Raw genomic sequence first — 16646 nt, 5'->3', positions numbered from 1 at the left:
TGCAGGGTAGTCGGTGTCTGTCGACCGATTCGATGCGGTCATGTCACATTCGGTGGCACTGATCCGTCATACGGTTGAAGGGGTTGCACACGGCACCCCGAAAGACGTTGGAGGACGACATGCCCCGGATTCCTGCCGTAACGCCCGCGGATGCGGGACCGCTGGTGAAGATGGCCTACAAGTACGCCGCCAAGCAGTACGGGGAAGTTCCGGAGCCGTTCGCGGTCTCCGCACACCACCCCAAGTTGTTCGTTGCATCGGCAATGCACGAACTTGCGGCGCAGAAGGCTTCGACGACTCTCCCGGCCAACGTGCGTGAGTTGGCTGTGTATCGGGTGGCCTGGACCATCGGCTGCTCGTGGTGCGTGGACTTCGGCACCATGCTGCAGCGTCTCGACGGTCTGGACGTCGACCGGTTGAAGGAGATCGGTAACTACGCCGAGTCGAGTTTGTACACCGACGACGAGAAGGCTGCCATTGCCTACGCCGACGCGATGACGGGTGATGTTCACGGTGAAAGCGGTGTCACCGACGAGCAGGTCGCCGACCTTGCGCGCCGGTTCGGAAACAACGGTGTCGTCGAGCTGACATATCAGATCGGTCTGGAGAACATGCGTGCCCGCGTGAACTCGGCGCTCGGCATCACCGATCAGGGGTTCAGTACGGATGCCTGTCGAGTGCCGTGGGCCGACGACACCGTCACCGGTTGATGCGTATTCCGTTGAACTTTTCCGGATTCGCGACGTCGTACGCGGCGTAGACGAGTCCGTCGCGGACGGTGAATCCGTTGACCCGTGCAGGGAAACCTCGGTGGGCGTCGTCACCGGGGAAGCCGTGGTTGAAGAATCCGAGCTGGCCGTTGACGAGTGCGGGTTGCAAACCGTTGAAGGACTCCCGTCCGTAACGGTGGAGTAGTCCGAGGAAGAACCGCGCGAACTTGTCCGCCCCGGTGATGATGTTGACGGCGGTGCTCGTGGTCCCGTTGGCATCGCCGATCACCCTGGCCTCCGGGTGCAGCGCTGCGACGACGGCATCGAGGTCACCGCTGGCCATCGCTTCCATCAACCGCGTGACGGCGGCCGTGTGTTCCTCGTCGGGGACCGGGGGAGGAGCGGTCGCAGCCGCTTTGCGGCCGCGGGACGCGAATTGTCGCGCCGTCGCGACCTCTACGTCGAGTATGCGTGCGATCTCCGAGAACGGGACCGAGAAGCCGTCATGCAACACCAGGGCGACGCGTTGCTGCGGCGGCAGCGAATCGAGCACAACCAACGCGGCCAATCGGTTCTCTTCCTGGCTGACAACGTAGTCCAGTGGATCGGGCTCGGCCGACGGTCCGAACTCGGTGACGATGGGTTCGGGAAGCCATTGCCCCACATAGGTTTCTCTGCGTACGGCCGCGGAGCGAAGACGATCGAGGCATACCCGGCCGACGACGGTGGTGAGCCATGCACCCAGATCGCGAATCTGCGACGAGTCCTGAGCATCGAGGCGAATCCAGGATTCCTGTACCGCGTCCTCGGCGTCACCCACACTGCCCGTGAGTCGGTAGGCAACCGACATCAGATGACGCCGGTGCGTCTCGAACTCGTCGGCGAGCTGCAGGGTCATGCGGCCAGTCTACGTCCGGACCCGACATAAAATCGGCCATGTTCGTAACCATTGCAGGTGGGGGTGGGGGCGAACGTATGGTCTCTCCAATGCGCCGCCAGTTGGGCGGACAACTCGACCAGGGAGTAGCCATGTTCCAGTGTTTCAGCTGTCTCGGCTGACCAGAACTCTCAGCGCTCTCCTTCTCGGCACGGCTGTCGGCCTGTCCCCCCTACCGGAAAGTTCGCGATGATTCGCCCACGAACCCTTCGTCCCTTGGCGGCTGTGGCCGCGCTACTCACCCTCGCCAGCGGGGCCGTTGCCTGCCAGTCCGAAGCCGCCAAGACGGCAGACGGCAAAACCCTCCTTCGATACGAAGGAGTCACCGGTCAGGTCGGCTTTCCCGAACTGGCCGAAGATCTCGGCTACTTCGAGAACGTGAAACTCGAGTGGAAGGGCGACACCACCAGCGGACCTCAGAGCATTCAGAACGCAGCCACCGGCGAGACCGACTTCGGTGGCGCTTTCAACGGTGCGGTACTGAAACTTGCTGCTGCGCAGTCGCTCGTGACGTCGGTGATCGGCTATTACGGGTCGGACGAGGAGACCTTCAACGGCTACTACGTCCTGGACGACAGCCCGATCAGAACCGCGCGGGACCTGATCGGCAAGAAGGTCGGAATGAACACTCTCGGTGCACACCACGAGTTCCTGGTCCGGGAATGGTTGGCGCAGGAAGGGTTGACTCCCGAGGAGATCGAGCAGGTCGAACTGACCGTGGTACCACCGGTGAACGGTGAACAGGTACTCCGGCAGGGGCAGGTCGACGTCAGCACCCTCGGCAGTGTCTTCCGTGAGACCGCCGTCGAGCGCGGCGGGATCCGCCCACTCTTCACGGACGAATCCCTTTTCGGCGCATTCACATACGGAAGTATCGTCTTCCGTGACGACTTCGTCGAGAAGAACAGGGACGCGGTAGCGGACTTCGTGCAGGGCACTGCCCGAGCGATCAGGTGGACGCAGACGACGCCACGCGATCAGGTGATCGACCGGTTCCGGCAGATCATCGAAAAGCGCGGCCGCAACGAGAACACCGACCTCGTCGGCTACTGGAAGAGTCCCGGCGTGGCCGGCCCCGGTGGCCTGATCACGGACAAGGAGATCACGACCTGGATCGACTGGCTCGAGCGAAACGGTGAGGTAGAGCCCGGAAAGCTCGATGCGGCCGAGGTCTACACCAACGAGTTCAACCCCTACGCCAACGGCACCTATCCCGAGAGCAGCGGGGCCGACGGCCAGGCATTGGAGGGAAGTAAATGAGCACGACCACACAGCCCAAGCTGAGGCTCGAACACGTCACCCAACAGTTCCCGTTGCGCGGTACCAAGGAGAAGTTCACCGCAATCGACGACATCAGCATCGATCTCGCTGCCGGCGAGTTCCTGGTACTGGTGGGCCCCAGCGGATGCGGAAAGTCCACCCTGCTGGACCTGCTGGGCGGACTCGAAAAGGCCACTGCAGGTGACATATTCATCGATGGAGAGCCGGTGTCCGGACCCGGTCTGGATCGGGGCATCGTCTTCCAGCAGTATGCGTTGCTGCCGTGGCGTACGGCCCGCCACAACATCGAGTTCGGTCTCGAAGCGAAAGGGCTGCCCAAAGCGGAGCGACGCGAACGCGCGGAGCACTACCTCGAATTGGTGGGATTGCAGGGGTTCGGTGACAGGTACCCGCACGAGCTGTCCGGCGGAATGAAGCAGCGTGTCGCGATTGCCCGGAGCCTGGCGTTCGATCCGGAGGTGCTCCTCATGGACGAGCCGTTCGCGGCACTTGATGCTCAGACCCGAGAGTCGTTGCAGGACGAGCTGTTGCGTATCTGGAAGGCAACGGGCAAGACGATTCTGTTCATCACACACGGCATCGACGAAGCAATCTATCTGGGTCAGCGCGTGGCAGTCCTGACGTCTCGGCCCGGCCGCGTGAAGACGACCGTCGACATCGACATCGATCGTTCCGGTGAAGACATCCGCTCGACCGAGGAGTTTCGCAAGTATCGGCACCGGATCTGGACTCTGCTGCACGGCGAGGTCGAGCGTGCCCAGGTGATCGAGAAGGAGGCTGCCCATGTCTAGCGCCATTGCCAGCGAACCGCGTGAGCTCACGTACGAGCCGTCTGCAGCCGAAGTCGACTCCTTCGTGGCGGTCCCGGCCGAACCAGTGCGCGATGTAGGTTTGGCGGGTCGAATCGTTCGGGCGAGTGCTCCGGTTGCGTGGAGATTGCTCAAGCCTTCGGTCGTCATCGTCGCGTTCCTGGCACTGTGGGAAATAGCGCCCCGGGTAGGTCTGGTCGACGAAGTTTTCCTGCCACCTTTCACCACGGTGGTTGGCGCGTTCTTCGATCTGGCTCGATCGGGAGAACTGTGGCAGCACGTGTCCGCCAGCCTCTTTCGTGCACTGGTCGGGTTCCTCGTTGCGATCGCGATCGCGATTCCTCTGGGAATCGCGATCGCCTGGTACCGCCCGGTCGCGGATTTCCTCAACCCGATACTCGAGCTGTTCCGGAACACGGCAGCCCTGGCCCTGCTACCGGTTTTCGTCTTGATCCTGGGAATCGGTGAGGAATCGAAGGTTGCGCTGGTCATCTATGCATGTGCTTTCCCGATTCTGCTCAACACCATCTCCGGGGTGCGCACCGTCGATCCACTTCTCGTGAAATCGGCTTCGTCTCTGGGGTTGTCTCCGATTCGCTTGTTCCAGAAGGTGGTACTGCCCGCCGCTGTGCCCACGATCTTCACCGGAATCCGTATGGCCGCGGCGTCGTCGATCTTGGTGTTGATCGCCGCAGAGATGGTAGGCGCCAAGGCTGGGCTCGGCTACCTGATCACAGCCTCCCAGTACAACTTTCAGATTCCGAACATGTACGCGGGAATCATCGCGATCTCGATTCTCGGTCTGACGATCAACGCGGTCCTGGTGCTGGTCGAACGTAGACTGTCGCGCTGGCGTGCCGCTATCTGACAGGTCGCTTCGTGCATCGGTGCCGACCGTCTTCGTGCCGGCGATCTTCGGCGCGGACTGCTCGCACGCACACAGGCAGAGGCGGTGCTCGACGGGGGAGTGGCGCAGATTCAGTCTGCTGAACAAGTTCCCTGAACAGGTGCAGTCAAAGCGGAACCGGCAACGCGAGGAGACGCGCGGCGGTTCCCGGCGCACGATTCGCCTGCGCCACGGCCACACCTCGAGGTGCGCACGCGGCCGGAACGCTGATCCGGATGGCAAAGAGGCGCAAGATCAAGCGATTCTCCATGGCTACACAGGGCAGGCGGTGGGCCTTGGGCGGCGAAACGGCTTGCTGCAGGCCTGCTTCAGGGACGATACTCCGCGACGGATCATCATCGCAGGGCGTCGGCGCGGTGAGCAAGGGAGTTATCAACCGCTACGCCAAATACGGGTCCCGCACCGCCGACTACGCGTGGCTTCCAGGCCAGAGGTGACTGGGGCATGACCCGCTTCCGCAGGTAGTCGGACCGGCCTCCGAGACTCGCTATTGGTAATGACAAAGGTTGTCATTTAGTGTCAGCGGCAGACTGGCCACGACCGCCATGCCTTCTATCCGAGAATCAGCTCAGCGCACTTCTCACCGATCATGATCGACGGTGCATTGGTGTTGCCTCCAGTGATGGTCGGCATGATCGATGCGTCGGCGACGCGCAAGCCGTCGATCCCACGTACGCGCAGTTCCGGATCTACCACGGCATTCTCGTCGACACCCATCCGGCACGAGCCGACCCCGTGATACACGGTCGTGGCCCGATTCAGGATCTCGCGGTCGAGATCGGCACCGGTATGCTCCGCGCCGGGATGGACTTCGCCCTTCGACGAAGGTGCGATCTTGGCGTTGCCCATGATCTCGCGGATCATCTCGACGCCTTCTCTGAGCACCTGCCTGTCGCCGGACTCGGCGAGGTAATTGAAGTCGATCAGCGGCGCCTTCGTCGGATCGTTGGTGGCCAAGCGCACGGTGCCGCGTGAGCGCGGGTAGATCAACGTCGACATCACCGTGAGGCAGGGGAAGGGGTCGACGCCGTGAAAAGTCGGGGCGTCCTGGTTGGGCGACGGGTAGCCCCACGGCAACACGTGGATCTGGAGGTCCGGGACGTCGGCGGCGAGCGAAGTCCGTACGAAACCGACAGCTTCGAAAACGGAGTTCTCCAGGAACGAGCCGCCCCGCGTGAACTGCTTGGCCATGCCTCGGGCGAAGTACCCGGGAGTGCCGCGGTGCGTCGCATTCGGCATCGACCAGCTCGTCGGCACAAAGAGATGATCGTGCAGGTTGTCGCCGACGGGGAGGTCCATGACCGTCGTAATGCCCTTCTCGGCCAGATGATCTGCGTGGCCGACGCCAGAGAGCATCAGCAGCTGAGGCGAGCCGAAGACACCCGCAGAGACGATCACCTCGCTATGTGCTCGGATGGTCCGCCGACGGCCCGATTTGTCGATCACCTCGACGCCCGTTGCGCGTCCGCCTTCTATGACGATGCGTGCGACGGTGACGCCCGTCTGCACCGACAGTGTCGGGTGCGAACCGTTGTGCAGGTAAGCGCGAGAGGAGGAGTAACGCAGTCCGTCAGAGGTGTTTTGTTGGAAGGTGCTGAACCCCTCCTGCGACTCGGCGTTGTAGTCCTCGAGCACACGAACGCCCAAGGTGTCTGCGGCCGCGTCCTGAAATTGCTGGCTGGCCTCGGTCGGATTCGCGTTGCGAGTGACTTTGATCGGCCCTCCGGCGCCACGGAATTCGTTGCCGCCGTCCTCGAAATCTTCCATGCGCCTGTACACGTCGTTGACGTCGTCGGCACCCCAGCCCTTGTTGCCCTCGGCGACCCAATCGTCGTAGTTGGCGCGGTTTCCGCGCACCCAGAGCATGCCGTTGACCGAACTCGACCCGCCGAGCACCTTGCCCCGCGTCTGCGGAATCTTGCGGTCGAGGGCGTGCTTTTGAGGTGTGGTGTGGTAACCCCAGTCCGCGAGCTTCTCGATCTGCGGGACGGCATGCATAGGCGCAATAAGGCCAGGCAGCTTGTAGAGGATCTTGTCGTCGCTGCCGCCGGCTTCGAGTAGCACTACCGACGCCCCGGACTCGGCCAGTCGGGCGGCGACAGCACATCCGGCACTGCCGGCTCCGGCCACGACGTAATCGGCCTCGTCGACAAGATTCTGCTTGCTCATGGACAACCTTTGCTCGTGCGGGATCCTGGTTGTGACGACTGTAACAAGTTCTAGTTATTGCCGTCGAGGCGCGGCGTTGATTTCTCGGCGCAGGCAATGTGATTCTGCGGTCGCTGGTCGGTAGACCCGTCAGGGTAGGAGTGGACGTCTGGCGACGATCGCGAAGTTGAGCGGAATGCGAGGTGTGGTCGCCGGCAACGTCCACCCTTCCCGGCATGGCGTGAGGTCGGGAAACGCAGGCCAGTCCATGTACGGCAACTCGGCGAACGCGAGCATCTCGAGACCGGCGTTCAGCAATGCACCGATGATCTCGCCCAGGTCGTGCCGCCATTCGTGGTTGGTGACGTGCCCGATCGCCGCGTCTGTGTCGTTGTCGGTGTAGGTCCCGGCATCCTCGTAGGTACGGGTGCCTCCGCCGCCGAGATAGTCGTCGGTGATTGTCCAGGGCTCGAACTCCATCGATCCCAGAATCGGGTGGTCGTCGCGAATCATGAACACGCCGCCGGGTTCGAGAAGGTCGTGGATCGACTGTGCCCAACCCGTGAGTTCCGGTAGCCAGACGATGGTTCCGGCGCTGGTGACCACCACATCGAATCGCCGGGCGATCAACGTCGATGCCCCCCGTGCATCGCCCTCCACCCAGGTGATGGTGCGCCCGTCTGCCTCCGCGATTCGAGCCGCATGGCGAAGTGAGTTGGGGGAGAAATCGAGTCCGTGCACGTCGCTCGCACCCAGTCGCGCCCAGGAAACCGTGTCCGTCCCTATGTGGCACTGCAGGTGCAGCAGCGAACGGCCACGAACCCCGGAGTCCGGCAAGTGCGGTGCGAGAACCAAGAGATCGTTCTGCACGACCGTCGAGATTGTGCTCGGATCGGCCAGGAAATTCTCGACGTCATACATCGCGGAACGCACGTGCACCTCCGCCCGCTCGTCCCAGTTCGCTCGGTTGTCGAAGACGGCATCCGATTCGCGCATGGTGGCCCTTCGATTGGGTGCTGCTGATTCGGCGACAGCATGCGGCAATTCGCCGACCGGCACATCTTCTTTTCTTGCGAGGCGGGTCTTGACTCGAACGGGTGTTCGAAATAGTGTTTGGTGCATGGGGTCGGGGGACACAGTTCCAGAGGTCGGCGAGTACGCGGGCGCGGACGAGGCTTTGCGTGCGGATGCGGTGCGGTTGGCGACGCAGGCCCCGTCCTCGTGGCAGCTGGGTGAGCGAAAATTGTGTGATTCAGTGCTCGAGGTGTCTGCGCAGATCGCCCGGTGGTAGCGCGTCGGGTGCGGTTGGTGGCGGAGGTCGATTCCCGCTGCCGGATGGATGTTCTCGGTTTCGGGTCCGCGAAGATGTGGTTGGCATCGAACACCTTGCTCGAGGTCGGCGCGGCGGGCCGGTTGATCGCCCTCGCGATCGGTCTTCGTGAGCATCCTGCGGTCGGCGAGGCCTTGGACGCCGGTCTGATCTCCATCGCTCATGCCGGTTTGGTTGTGCGGTTCTGCGAGAGTCCACCTCCGGGGATGCCAGAAGAGGCATTGGGCGCGTGCGTGGAGGCGTTGTTGGCGGCGGCGCGTGGTCCGGCGGCGACGTCGGAGGGTGTGCGGGCGGTGATCGCAAAGTTGGAGCGGATCTTCGAATCCGACGCCCCGCCACCAGGAGAGGACACCGATCGCAACGAGTTTCATGCTTCGAGCACGTTGAACGGGCGCATGAGTGTGAAAGCGGATCTGGATGCGGTGACGGGGGAGATGCTGCTGGCCGCATTATCGAGGTTGTCCGCGCCTCGGCCAGGCACCGATGGAAGCAAGGATGTTCGTTCTCCGGGTAAGCGGCGGGCTGACGGGTTCACCGAACTGTTGCGCCGGTACCTCGCCTCCGGTGTGGGTCCGGTCGAGGGCGGGCAGAAACCGCAGGTGACAGTGAGTGTGAAGGCCGCGGATCTGGCCGCCCATACGAAGCCTGTGGCTGATCGCGAGTGTGCGGATGTGTTCACGGACCCCGACCACGATCATGTGGGTTGGGCATCCTGGATGGGGCCGTTGACGATCAACACGACCCGAATGCTTGCTTGCGATTGTGCGCTTTCAACGGTGGTCGTCGACGCCGAGGGTGCCCCGTTGGATCTGGGGCATACTGTCCGCACCGTCACCGGAAAGCAACGCCGCGCGTTGGTGGCTCGTGATCGAGGGTGTGCGTTCCCGAACTGCGGTGCCCCTGCCTCCTGGTGCGAGGGGCACCACATCGTGCATTGGGCTGATCATGGGCCGACAGATCTGAACAATCTGGTGTTGTTGTGCCGGTTTCATCACCGACTGTTGCATCATTCGCGGTGGGAAGTGGTGATGGGGACGGATCGGTTCCCGTGGTTCCTGCCTCCACCGATCCCCGGAACCACACGAAGGTATCCGATCCCGTCGAATCACCGGTCCGCACATCACGAGGACCGGGCCGGCCCCGGCGCCGCCTGAAGCACGTACGAACCGAATCACCGCACCGATCAGCGCCGCCCACAGCACCACGGGCAGGCGCCGATCGGCGTGCGTGTGGGTTCGGTCGACATGAAGACTTGCATGTGACGCGACGTCAGCTTCTACGGTCGTAAAGGTGGAACAAGCAGAAGCCGCGCACGTGTGCGGATGGAAGGTCGGGCAGCTTGCCGAACTGACCGCCGTGACCGTTCGAACCCTCCGTCACTACGACCAGACGGGACTCCTGCGCCCAGCTGGTCAGACAGCCGGTGGACATCGGCTATACAACCGCGAGAACGTACGCAGGCTCTATCGGATCCTTGCTCTGCGACGCCTTCGGTTCAGTCTCGCCGAGATCCGTTCTTTCCTCGACAACCCAGAATGGGATCTCGCTTCGATGGTCGCCCGGCACACCGAGGAGATCGACCGCGACATTGCTGCGGCCAGTCGGTTGAGCGCACATCTGCGAGCGATCGACGCGGAGATCACGCGATCCGGAGATGCCCCACCCGACACCCTGTTTCTGATCATGGAGGAGATGACCATGCTGGATACACCTATTCGCAGCACCACGACACTGGTGGTCTACGACGACCTGGCGCCAGCACACGCCTATCTGACCGAGACGTTCGGTCTCACCGCGGGTTCACTCACACACGACGCCGACGGGCGGGTGGTGCACGGTGAACTGTACGCGGGAGACCAGTCGATCTGGTTGCACCCCGCGGGGAACGATTACAGCTCGCCGCAAGACCTCGGCGGCGTGAGCAGAATGATCGTCATCGCCGTCGACGATGCCGACGCCCACCACGCGTACGCAGAAGAACATGGGGCGGACGTTCTCGGACCTCCGGTGGACCAGCCGTACGGAGTGCGGGAGTACGGAGCCCGTGACCTCGAGGGCCACCTCTGGTATTTCCACAGCCCGCTCGAGTCGTCCTCGAGCTAGCGCAATTCCTCGGGGAGTTCACCGATCTCGAGGAGGACGCGTTGGTCGGGACTGTTGCGGACGGTCTCGGATTCGTCGATCCTGGATGCGAGGAAGTCCCACTCGATCCCGTCGATTGCGGCGTCTGCGCGAACGCGCGTCGCTTTGTCCCGGGTTCCCCACGCGATCGGCATCGGACTGACCATCTGCCAGGTCGTTGCCCCGCTTCGACGGCCACGATCACCGAGAAGGGCGACTGACGGCATTCTGTCGCCGATTCGCAGCTGCAGGCCAGGCATCGTCGGAATGTTTCGGGTGACCAGTGCGTATGCGCGGCCACCGGTTTCGGACTTCGCGATGTCCACCAGCGCGAGCAGGGTCAGGGCACGAGGATGCGATTCGGAGACCACGGCGGGAACCAGTGGGCTTTTCCGGTACAACTCGTCGATACTGCCCATCTTGCGCGGCATCCACACCGCCAGGAACAAGGACGTGACGGCACCGGCGATCAACACCACCCCGAGCACCACGGACCACGCGCGGCCGACCATGATCAGAAACACGGCGCCCGCCACTAGGACGACAGCGAGAATGACCGCCGAGATCTGCATTTGTCGCAGGTCTTTCAGGGTCTGGTTCACCGATTTTGCATGGGCACGGTCGACCGTGAACTCGAAATGTCGCACGTGACGACGCTATCCGATTGCCGGTCCCAGCAGGTCGTCGGCGTCCGTGATTCGGTATGCGTAACCCTGCTCGGCGAGGAAGCGCTGCCGGTGAGCCGCGTACTCGGCGTCCAAGGTGTCGCGGGAGACCACCGAGTAGAAGTGCGCTTGGCCACCGTCGTGCTTCGGCCGCAACAGTCGGCCCAGGCGCTGGGCCTCCTCCTGGCGCGACCCGAACGTGCCCGACACCTGAACGGCGACCGAGGCCTCGGGGAGGTCGATCGAGAAGTTGGCAACTTTGCTCACCACCAGGGTCTGAACCTCACCCGCGCGGAACCGGTCGAAAAGTTCCTCGCGTTCCTTGTTCTTCGTGGACCCCTTGATGACGGGAGCATCCAACGCTTCGCCGAGCTCGTCCAGCTGATCGAGGTAGGCGCCGATCACGAGGGTCGGAGAATTCGGGTGCCTCTCGAGAATGGACTTCACCACGGCGATCTTGGTGTGCGCCGTGGAGCAGAGCTTGTACCGCTCGTCCGGCTCGGCGACCGCGTAGGCCATGCGCTCCGCATCCGTCATGGTCACGCGGACCTCGATGCAGTCGGCCGGGGCGATCCAGCCCTGTGCCTCGATGTCCTTCCAGGGTGCGTCGTACCGCTTGGGGCCGATGAGAGAGAACACATCGCCCTCTCGTCCATCCTCGCGCACCAGAGTCGCGGTCAGCCCGAGACGACGCCTTGATTGGAGGTCTGCCGTCATACGGAAGACCGGTGCGGGCAGCAGGTGCACCTCGTCGTAGATCACCAGACCCCAGTCGCGGGAATCGAAGAGTTCGAGGTGCTTGTATTCGCCCTTCGTGCGGCGAGTGATGACCTGATACGTCGCGATGGTGATCGGCCGGATCTCCTTGCGCTCACCCGAATACTCGCCGATCTCCTCTTCGGTGAGTGACGTCCGGGCGATCAACTCACGCTTCCACTGGCGTCCGGCGACCGTGTTGGTCACCAGGATCAGCGTCGTTGCCTTGGCCTTCGCCATCGCTGCGGCACCGACCATGGTCTTACCTGCACCGCACGGCAGCACGACCACGCCGGAACCACCTGCCCAGAACGAGTCCGCCGCCATCTCCTGATAGTCGCGAAGCTGCCAGTGGCCTTCCTCGAAGGCCAGGTCGATCGGGTGCGCCTCGCCGTCGACGTAACCGGCGAGGTCTTCGGCGGGCCAGCCGATCTTCAGCAGCATCTGCTTGAGGTGTCCACGTTCACTGGGGTGAACGATGACAGTGTCCTCGTCGACCGCTGCGCCCAGCATCGGCGCGATCTTCTTGTGCCGCATGACCTCGGTGAGGACTGCACGATCGAGGCTGACCAGGGTGAGCCCGTGCGCGGGGTTCTTCACCAGTTGGAGACGTCCGTACCTGGCCATCGTGTCTACGATGTCGACGAGCAACGGTTGCGGGACGGCGAAACGCGAATAGTTGACCAACGCGTCGACGACCTGTTCGGCGTCGTGTCCGGCGGCGCGGGCATTCCACAGTGCCAAGGGCGTGACGCGGTAGGTGTGCACGTGCTCGGGGGCTCGCTCGAGCTCGGCGAACGGGGCGATCGCCTGCCGAGCATCGGGGGCGCGTTCGTGATCGACCTCCAACAGCAGTGTCTTGTCGGACTGAACGATCAACGGTCCGTCGGTCACGGGTACCTCCTAGATAGCGGTGCCGGATGTAGCCAGCCTTGCCATTGTCCTGGTTCTGCGGTCCTCCCGCCACGTTGGCGCGTGGTGGGAGGACCGCAGCGACCGTGAGGAGGTGGAATGGAGACGCTATCGCGCCGCCGCTACACGACGGGCTCGCCCACGGAAAGAATCCGAGGAAAAACGCGAATTTCGAGCAATGTTCAAGCTCGGCGTTCGTGCCGGGCGCGAGCTCGGTGGTAGGCAGATTCGAGAAGTTCACGGACTGCGAATTCGGTCGCGGGGCCGGGGTTCACCACAGCGAGCCAACCCGCCGATCCGTACAGCGGATGGGCGACGACCGTGTCGGTGCCCGTGAAGGGAGGGACGGTGGCGGGTTCACGGGGAGTGCGGCCGATGAACCGAGCGAACTCGTCCTTGTCGGCGGCGACGTTCACCCGGAACGCCCCGGGAGAGTCCAGTCCACACCGGTCGTCATCGGGATAATTCTTGGTGACGACGGTTGCAAACGGTTGGCCGGGCGGCACGGTGCCGTCGGGAGAGAAGTAGAAGAACGTGTCACCCCACGCAATTTCGGGAGTTCCGTCCCCGGCCTCCGGTCGCAGGACCAGCACATCGCCGAAGTCGGTCACGAAGTCGATGATCTCGTCGATACTCATGTACTCCAGCGTTTCATTGAGGTGCATGTGGAGACTTCGGCTCGGAAAGTGCAGGAAGCGTCGTGGAAACTCTCGATTCACAGACTCTGCGTACCGCGGAGGTGGGGCGTCTCGTCGGTTGCTCCGTTCAGCAGATCCGCAACCTCGAACGCGACGGCGTTCTACCCACCGCTCATCGCACCACAACGGGGTATCGCCTGTACCGGCCGGTTCACGTTCGGTGCGCGCGTGCGTATCGGGCGCTGGCGTTGGCGGTGGGACCGGTCGAAGCCAAGCAGATCCTCCGGGCGGTCCACGAGGAATCCGACACCGCGCTCGCTCGACTCGACGCCGCGCACGCCGGACTGCACCGCGAGCGGATCGGCCTCGCGTTGACAATGGAGGCCGTCGCTGCGATTGCTGCGGAACCGATCGCGGAGATGCGCCCGGGCGATGCGATGACGGTGGCAGAACTGGCAGACGCACTCGGTGTACGCCCGTCGACCTTGCGACACTGGGATGCAGAAGGTCTCGTGGTTCCAGGTCGCGTAGCGCCTCGCCGTAGGCGGTGGTACTCGCCTGCGGACGTGCGTGACGCCAGGATCGTCCATCAGCTCAGGAGCGCCGGATACCGGGTGCCGACCCTGCGGGTCGTGATGCGTGACCTGCCGCTTGGCGGTTCCGTCGAGATCGAAGCTGCCCTGGCGGCCAGGCATGCGAACATCGAAATGCGCTCGCGTGCGCTCCTCGACGCTGCTGCAGAACTCGCCGCGATCAGCCCACCGGCGATACCGAGGTGATTCGGTGGAGGGTGAATCGCCGAACGCTGCCGGTTGCGGGATCGTATGCGTCGAGTTGTCCGCCGCCCACACTGACGGGATCGACGATGCGGTGCGTTGCCACACCCTGCGCGTCGACATAGCCGATGGTGACGCTGGACTTCCTGCTCGCGGCCTTCGCGAGCAGTGCGAGGGTCGCGGCCGTTCCCGCGCGGGAACCGTCCGACCGAACACCGCCTCGTACGTCCGCGGAGGCCGCTCGGTCTCCGGCCCGCAGTGTCCGCACCAATGCTTCGAGCTGGGCATCGGCGGCGACAGCGGGCGTACGTGTGATGACGCGAGGGCGGCGAGTCTGGACTCGTGCCCCGCGTGGCCGCAGATCGACGAGAGCACCCGTCGAATCCTCGCCGGCGGGGGAGAAGCCGGCGGACCGAAGTTCGGCGAGCACGTCGCGCAACGGTGCCTGCGAGACGGCGACGGTGGGCGCGAGCGCACGTAGCGCCAAAGGCTCTGCAACGGGGGATGCGAGGACTTCGGCGAGAAGGGACGGGTCCTCACAACGAACGAAAGCAGTTGCCACACCGGCGCGAAGACGACCGTGACGGCGCGCTACGTCGTCGATGAGATAGGTGAGCGACTGCGGGACCGGGGTGCGGGAACGGGACGAGAAGAGACTGTGGAGCTCCGTTGCGCTCGTGCCGACGTCGAGGGCTCGACGCACACTTGCCTCGCTGATCCGGTACATGGATGCCGCGCCGGCGGACTCGATGTCCGCGACGAGGGTGAGCTGTTCGAGGAGATCCGGAGTGAGCGGCCCGGGAACCACCACGGTGAGGTCGGCCTGAACAAGGAAATAGTCGACCGGCTCGGGGAGTGCGGTATGCATTTCGGCCTCGGCATCGCCACCGTGCAGCAGCGCTCGTCCGGGTGAGCTCAGCGCACCGTGGGCAACGAGTCCGAGAGCCGTTGCCTCTGCGAGCGTCCGCTCGACGGCGAACGGACGCAGGCGGGCGCCCCAGCGCGGACGCTGCCACGCGAGGAGGCGGCTGACGTGGTCGGCGGTAGCACTGCGACCTGTGCCCAGGTCGGCGAATGCGCCGAGGATCGTTCGCCGGTCCAGGGGCGCCGACGGCGCTCTTGCCTCGTCCGACAGAGCTGCGACCGGCTTGTCGTTCGAGTCACGCATCCCTACGAACCACGGCACGCGGGGCAGATCGAGCCAGGCGGATGCGAGAGTGTGCCAGCGCTTGGCGGTGGAAGCGTTCGACCATGCGTCTAGGCCGGTGCTCGGAGCCCAATAGGTGTCGCCGGTGTCGCCGACGGGCACCGGATCGGGTATTCCGGCGGCAATCAGACCGGCGCCGGCAAGCATCTCGACGACCAGGCTGACTCGCGCCTCGTCGATACCCGCCGATTTGGTGATCCGGCGCAGTTCACGAACGCCGAGCCCACCGGCTCGCAGCATCGGTGCCGGGGATTCTCCGAGGATGGTGACCACATTCTCGCAGTGCCGAATGAGCTCCAAGGATTCCCCGGCCGCGGCAGCATTGATGTCCGCCGGAGGGTTCTTCCTGGTGGGAACGGTGGGCGGGGTGAGGGCGGTCGGGTCGAAGACCGCTTCGCCGCGCAGCACCTGTCGAACTCGGTGGGGTAGCTCCACCGTCTCGGCGTCGATCCAGTGCAGCAGACCCGCGGACAGGAGGCGCTGGACCGGTCGATCAGGGGAGGTACCGGGAGCTGCGTCGCGCGTCCGCCCGATCGAACTCGTCCGCGCGAGTGTGTCGAGGAGGTCGCGTTCGCGGGACTCGAGGGTGGTCAGCGCGGCTGCGATCTCCGGCTCGCTCAGGACGTCGGTGGTGTCGGCCGAACTCCCGACGCGCCAGGGGATGGTCGCGCGGACGGCCTGCATCACGCGCAGCGACCGATCCCCCCACACCAGTGCGGACGCACGCAGTCCGTCGATCGCCTTGTCGACGGCCTTCTTGGTCGCGCGCCCGCCCACTGCCTCGGCGAGAACCTCACGTGCCACCCCGGTCTCTTCGGCGCCTTCCAGGAGCAGTGCCTCGAGGATGCCGAAATCGAGTGTCGTGAGGTCGTCGGCGGCCCGCACCACCGACGCCCGCTGCTCTGCACGTCCGGCGAGTACGACAACCGTGGACGGTGGCGGCACCGCAAGGTCGGGTCGACGCCGAAGCAGTTCGGTCAGCTCGGCGTCGGATCGGTGAGCCAACCATTCCGCGAAGGTTGCCGCGGATGTGGTGGTCTCGGAGGAGTCGTCGATTTCGGTCATCGCCTATCAGATTAGAGACCTGGGCTGTACGTCGCTTTGTGCTCCTGTCAAAATGTCCTCGTGGCTAACAATTCGAAGAAGCAGTATGTCGATCCAGGGTGGCCGGAAACTGCAGACGGAGATCACGCAGTGACCGAGCTGTCGTCGAACCGCGCCGGCGGTCTCTCCCCGTTCGGGGAGGACACCGAGTTTCCGCTACCCGCGGACTCGCTGCCGTACGCGCACCCGCGCACCGTCATCAACCGCTAGTCGGTCGATACGAGAGAGGGGCCCCCCCCCCCCGGGGGGGGGGGCGCGGGGCGTTTGGTGGGGGGTGTTTGAGGGTGGGGGGGGGGCCTGTTTTTGGGGCGATAATTGTGTGGACGGGGAGTCGTATATGATGGC

At 64.1% G+C, this 16646-nt stretch carries 16 protein-coding genes; 9 read left to right on the top strand and 7 right to left on the bottom strand.

Annotated features, from left to right (window positions below):
• Positions 1–119: 119 nt before the first annotated feature.
• A complete protein-coding gene (locus ACFWO3_RS06945) occupies positions 120–710 on the top strand; it encodes a carboxymuconolactone decarboxylase family protein (protein ID WP_378575300.1) in 591 nt (196 codons plus the stop codon).
• Here ACFWO3_RS06945 and ACFWO3_RS06940 read toward each other — a convergent pair.
• On the bottom strand, positions 700–1608 hold the full coding sequence (locus ACFWO3_RS06940) for a sigma-70 family RNA polymerase sigma factor (RefSeq protein ID WP_378575298.1): 909 nt from the start codon (positions 1606–1608) through the stop codon (positions 700–702). The two genes, ACFWO3_RS06945 and ACFWO3_RS06940, sit on opposite strands and share 11 nt — an antisense overlap.
• A 228-nt stretch (positions 1609–1836) precedes the next feature.
• Between ACFWO3_RS06940 and ACFWO3_RS06935 the strand changes: the two genes are divergently transcribed.
• Genes ACFWO3_RS06935 through ACFWO3_RS06925 form a run of 3 tightly spaced genes read left to right on the top strand, consistent with a single transcriptional unit; the run spans position 1837 to position 4605 of the window.
• Positions 1837–2907, top strand: a complete 1071-nt coding sequence (locus tag ACFWO3_RS06935) for an ABC transporter substrate-binding protein (RefSeq protein ID WP_378575296.1) — start codon at positions 1837–1839, stop codon at positions 2905–2907.
• Positions 2904–3719, top strand: a complete 816-nt coding sequence (locus tag ACFWO3_RS06930) for an ABC transporter ATP-binding protein (protein WP_378575294.1) — start codon at positions 2904–2906, stop codon at positions 3717–3719. The genes ACFWO3_RS06935 and ACFWO3_RS06930 overlap by 4 nt, the downstream gene beginning before the upstream one ends.
• Complete coding sequence (locus ACFWO3_RS06925) at positions 3712–4605, top strand: ABC transporter permease (protein WP_378575291.1); 894 nt, start codon at positions 3712–3714, stop codon at positions 4603–4605. Before ACFWO3_RS06930 ends, ACFWO3_RS06925 begins: the two co-directional genes overlap by 8 nt.
• Before the next feature lie 591 nt (positions 4606–5196).
• On the opposite strand, the gene ACFWO3_RS06920 is transcribed toward ACFWO3_RS06925, so the two are convergent.
• On the bottom strand, positions 5197–6813 hold the full coding sequence (locus ACFWO3_RS06920; protein WP_378575288.1) for a GMC family oxidoreductase: 1617 nt from the start codon (positions 6811–6813) through the stop codon (positions 5197–5199).
• A gap of 129 nt (positions 6814–6942) precedes the next feature.
• Positions 6943–7788 carry a class I SAM-dependent methyltransferase gene (locus ACFWO3_RS06915; protein WP_378575286.1) on the bottom strand — a complete coding sequence of 282 codons (846 nt, stop codon included), beginning with the start codon at positions 7786–7788 and terminating at the stop codon, positions 6943–6945.
• Positions 7789–7912: 124 nt separating this feature from the next.
• On the opposite strand from ACFWO3_RS06915, the gene ACFWO3_RS06910 reads away from it, so the two are divergent.
• The 3 genes from ACFWO3_RS06910 to ACFWO3_RS06900 all read left to right on the top strand — a co-directional run bounded on the left by ACFWO3_RS06910 (position 7913) and on the right by ACFWO3_RS06900 (position 10225).
• On the top strand, positions 7913–8083 hold the full coding sequence (locus ACFWO3_RS06910; protein WP_378575284.1) for a hypothetical protein: 171 nt from the start codon (positions 7913–7915) through the stop codon (positions 8081–8083).
• 17 nt (positions 8084–8100) lie between these two features.
• The gene (locus ACFWO3_RS06905) at positions 8101–9276 is read left to right on the top strand and encodes a DUF222 domain-containing protein (RefSeq protein ID WP_378575281.1); all 1176 of its coding nucleotides are present in this window, start codon (positions 8101–8103) and stop codon (positions 9274–9276) included.
• Between the two features lie 136 nt (positions 9277–9412).
• Entirely contained in the window at positions 9413–10225 is an 813-nt protein-coding gene (locus ACFWO3_RS06900) for a MerR family transcriptional regulator (RefSeq protein ID WP_378575278.1), read from the top strand.
• On the opposite strand, the gene ACFWO3_RS06895 is transcribed toward ACFWO3_RS06900, so the two are convergent.
• The 3 genes from ACFWO3_RS06895 to ACFWO3_RS06885 all read right to left on the bottom strand — a co-directional run bounded on the left by ACFWO3_RS06895 (position 10222) and on the right by ACFWO3_RS06885 (position 13214).
• Positions 10222–10890, bottom strand: coding sequence for a DUF3239 domain-containing protein (locus tag ACFWO3_RS06895; RefSeq protein ID WP_378575275.1), 669 nt, complete (start codon positions 10888–10890; stop codon positions 10222–10224). The two genes, ACFWO3_RS06900 and ACFWO3_RS06895, sit on opposite strands and share 4 nt — an antisense overlap.
• Positions 10891–10899: 9 nt before the next feature.
• Positions 10900–12558 (bottom strand): DNA repair helicase XPB, encoded by a 1659-nt coding sequence (locus tag ACFWO3_RS06890; protein WP_378575272.1) that lies wholly within the window; start codon positions 12556–12558, stop codon positions 10900–10902.
• A 200-nt stretch (positions 12559–12758) separates the two neighbouring features.
• Positions 12759–13214 (bottom strand): DUF6194 family protein, encoded by a 456-nt coding sequence (locus ACFWO3_RS06885; protein WP_378575270.1) that lies wholly within the window; start codon positions 13212–13214, stop codon positions 12759–12761.
• 62 nt (positions 13215–13276) lie between these two features.
• Here ACFWO3_RS06885 and ACFWO3_RS06880 point away from each other — a divergent pair, with 62 nt between their 5' ends.
• Entirely contained in the window at positions 13277–13993 is a 717-nt protein-coding gene (locus ACFWO3_RS06880; RefSeq protein WP_378575268.1) for a MerR family transcriptional regulator, read from the top strand.
• Here the strand turns inward: ACFWO3_RS06880 and ACFWO3_RS06875 are convergent.
• On the bottom strand, positions 13968–16262 hold the full coding sequence (locus ACFWO3_RS06875; protein ID WP_378575266.1) for a helicase-associated domain-containing protein: 2295 nt from the start codon (positions 16260–16262) through the stop codon (positions 13968–13970). The genes ACFWO3_RS06880 and ACFWO3_RS06875 overlap by 26 nt on opposite strands.
• A gap of 60 nt (positions 16263–16322) precedes the next feature.
• Between ACFWO3_RS06875 and ACFWO3_RS06870 the strand changes: the two genes are divergently transcribed.
• On the top strand, positions 16323–16511 hold the full coding sequence (locus tag ACFWO3_RS06870) for a hypothetical protein (RefSeq protein ID WP_378575264.1): 189 nt from the start codon (positions 16323–16325) through the stop codon (positions 16509–16511).
• The last annotated feature ends 135 nt before the right edge of the window (positions 16512–16646 follow it).

Source organism: Rhodococcus sp. NPDC058521 (assembly GCF_042719695.1).
GTDB lineage: Bacteria > Actinomycetota > Actinomycetes > Mycobacteriales > Mycobacteriaceae > Rhodococcus_F.
Note: the sequence above shows the minus strand (reverse complement) of the source record. Positions and strands in the feature narration are given on the sequence as shown.

Coding starts and splice junctions, on each gene's coding strand:
- ACFWO3_RS06920 (WP_378575288.1), bottom strand. CDS start 6,813: ATGAGCAAGCAGAATCTTGTCGACGAGGCCGATTACGTCGTGGCCGGA.
- ACFWO3_RS06935 (WP_378575296.1), top strand. CDS start 1,837: ATGATTCGCCCACGAACCCTTCGTCCCTTGGCGGCTGTGGCCGCGCTA.
- ACFWO3_RS06910 (WP_378575284.1), top strand. CDS start 7,913: ATGGGGTCGGGGGACACAGTTCCAGAGGTCGGCGAGTACGCGGGCGCG.
- ACFWO3_RS06875 (WP_378575266.1), bottom strand. CDS start 16,262: ATGACCGAAATCGACGACTCCTCCGAGACCACCACATCCGCGGCAACC.
- ACFWO3_RS06940 (WP_378575298.1), bottom strand. CDS start 1,608: ATGACCCTGCAGCTCGCCGACGAGTTCGAGACGCACCGGCGTCATCTG.
- ACFWO3_RS06885 (WP_378575270.1), bottom strand. CDS start 13,214: ATGAGTATCGACGAGATCATCGACTTCGTGACCGACTTCGGCGATGTG.
- ACFWO3_RS06930 (WP_378575294.1), top strand. CDS start 2,904: ATGAGCACGACCACACAGCCCAAGCTGAGGCTCGAACACGTCACCCAA.
- ACFWO3_RS06915 (WP_378575286.1), bottom strand. CDS start 7,788: ATGCGCGAATCGGATGCCGTCTTCGACAACCGAGCGAACTGGGACGAG.
- ACFWO3_RS06925 (WP_378575291.1), top strand. CDS start 3,712: ATGTCTAGCGCCATTGCCAGCGAACCGCGTGAGCTCACGTACGAGCCG.
- ACFWO3_RS06945 (WP_378575300.1), top strand. CDS start 120: ATGCCCCGGATTCCTGCCGTAACGCCCGCGGATGCGGGACCGCTGGTG.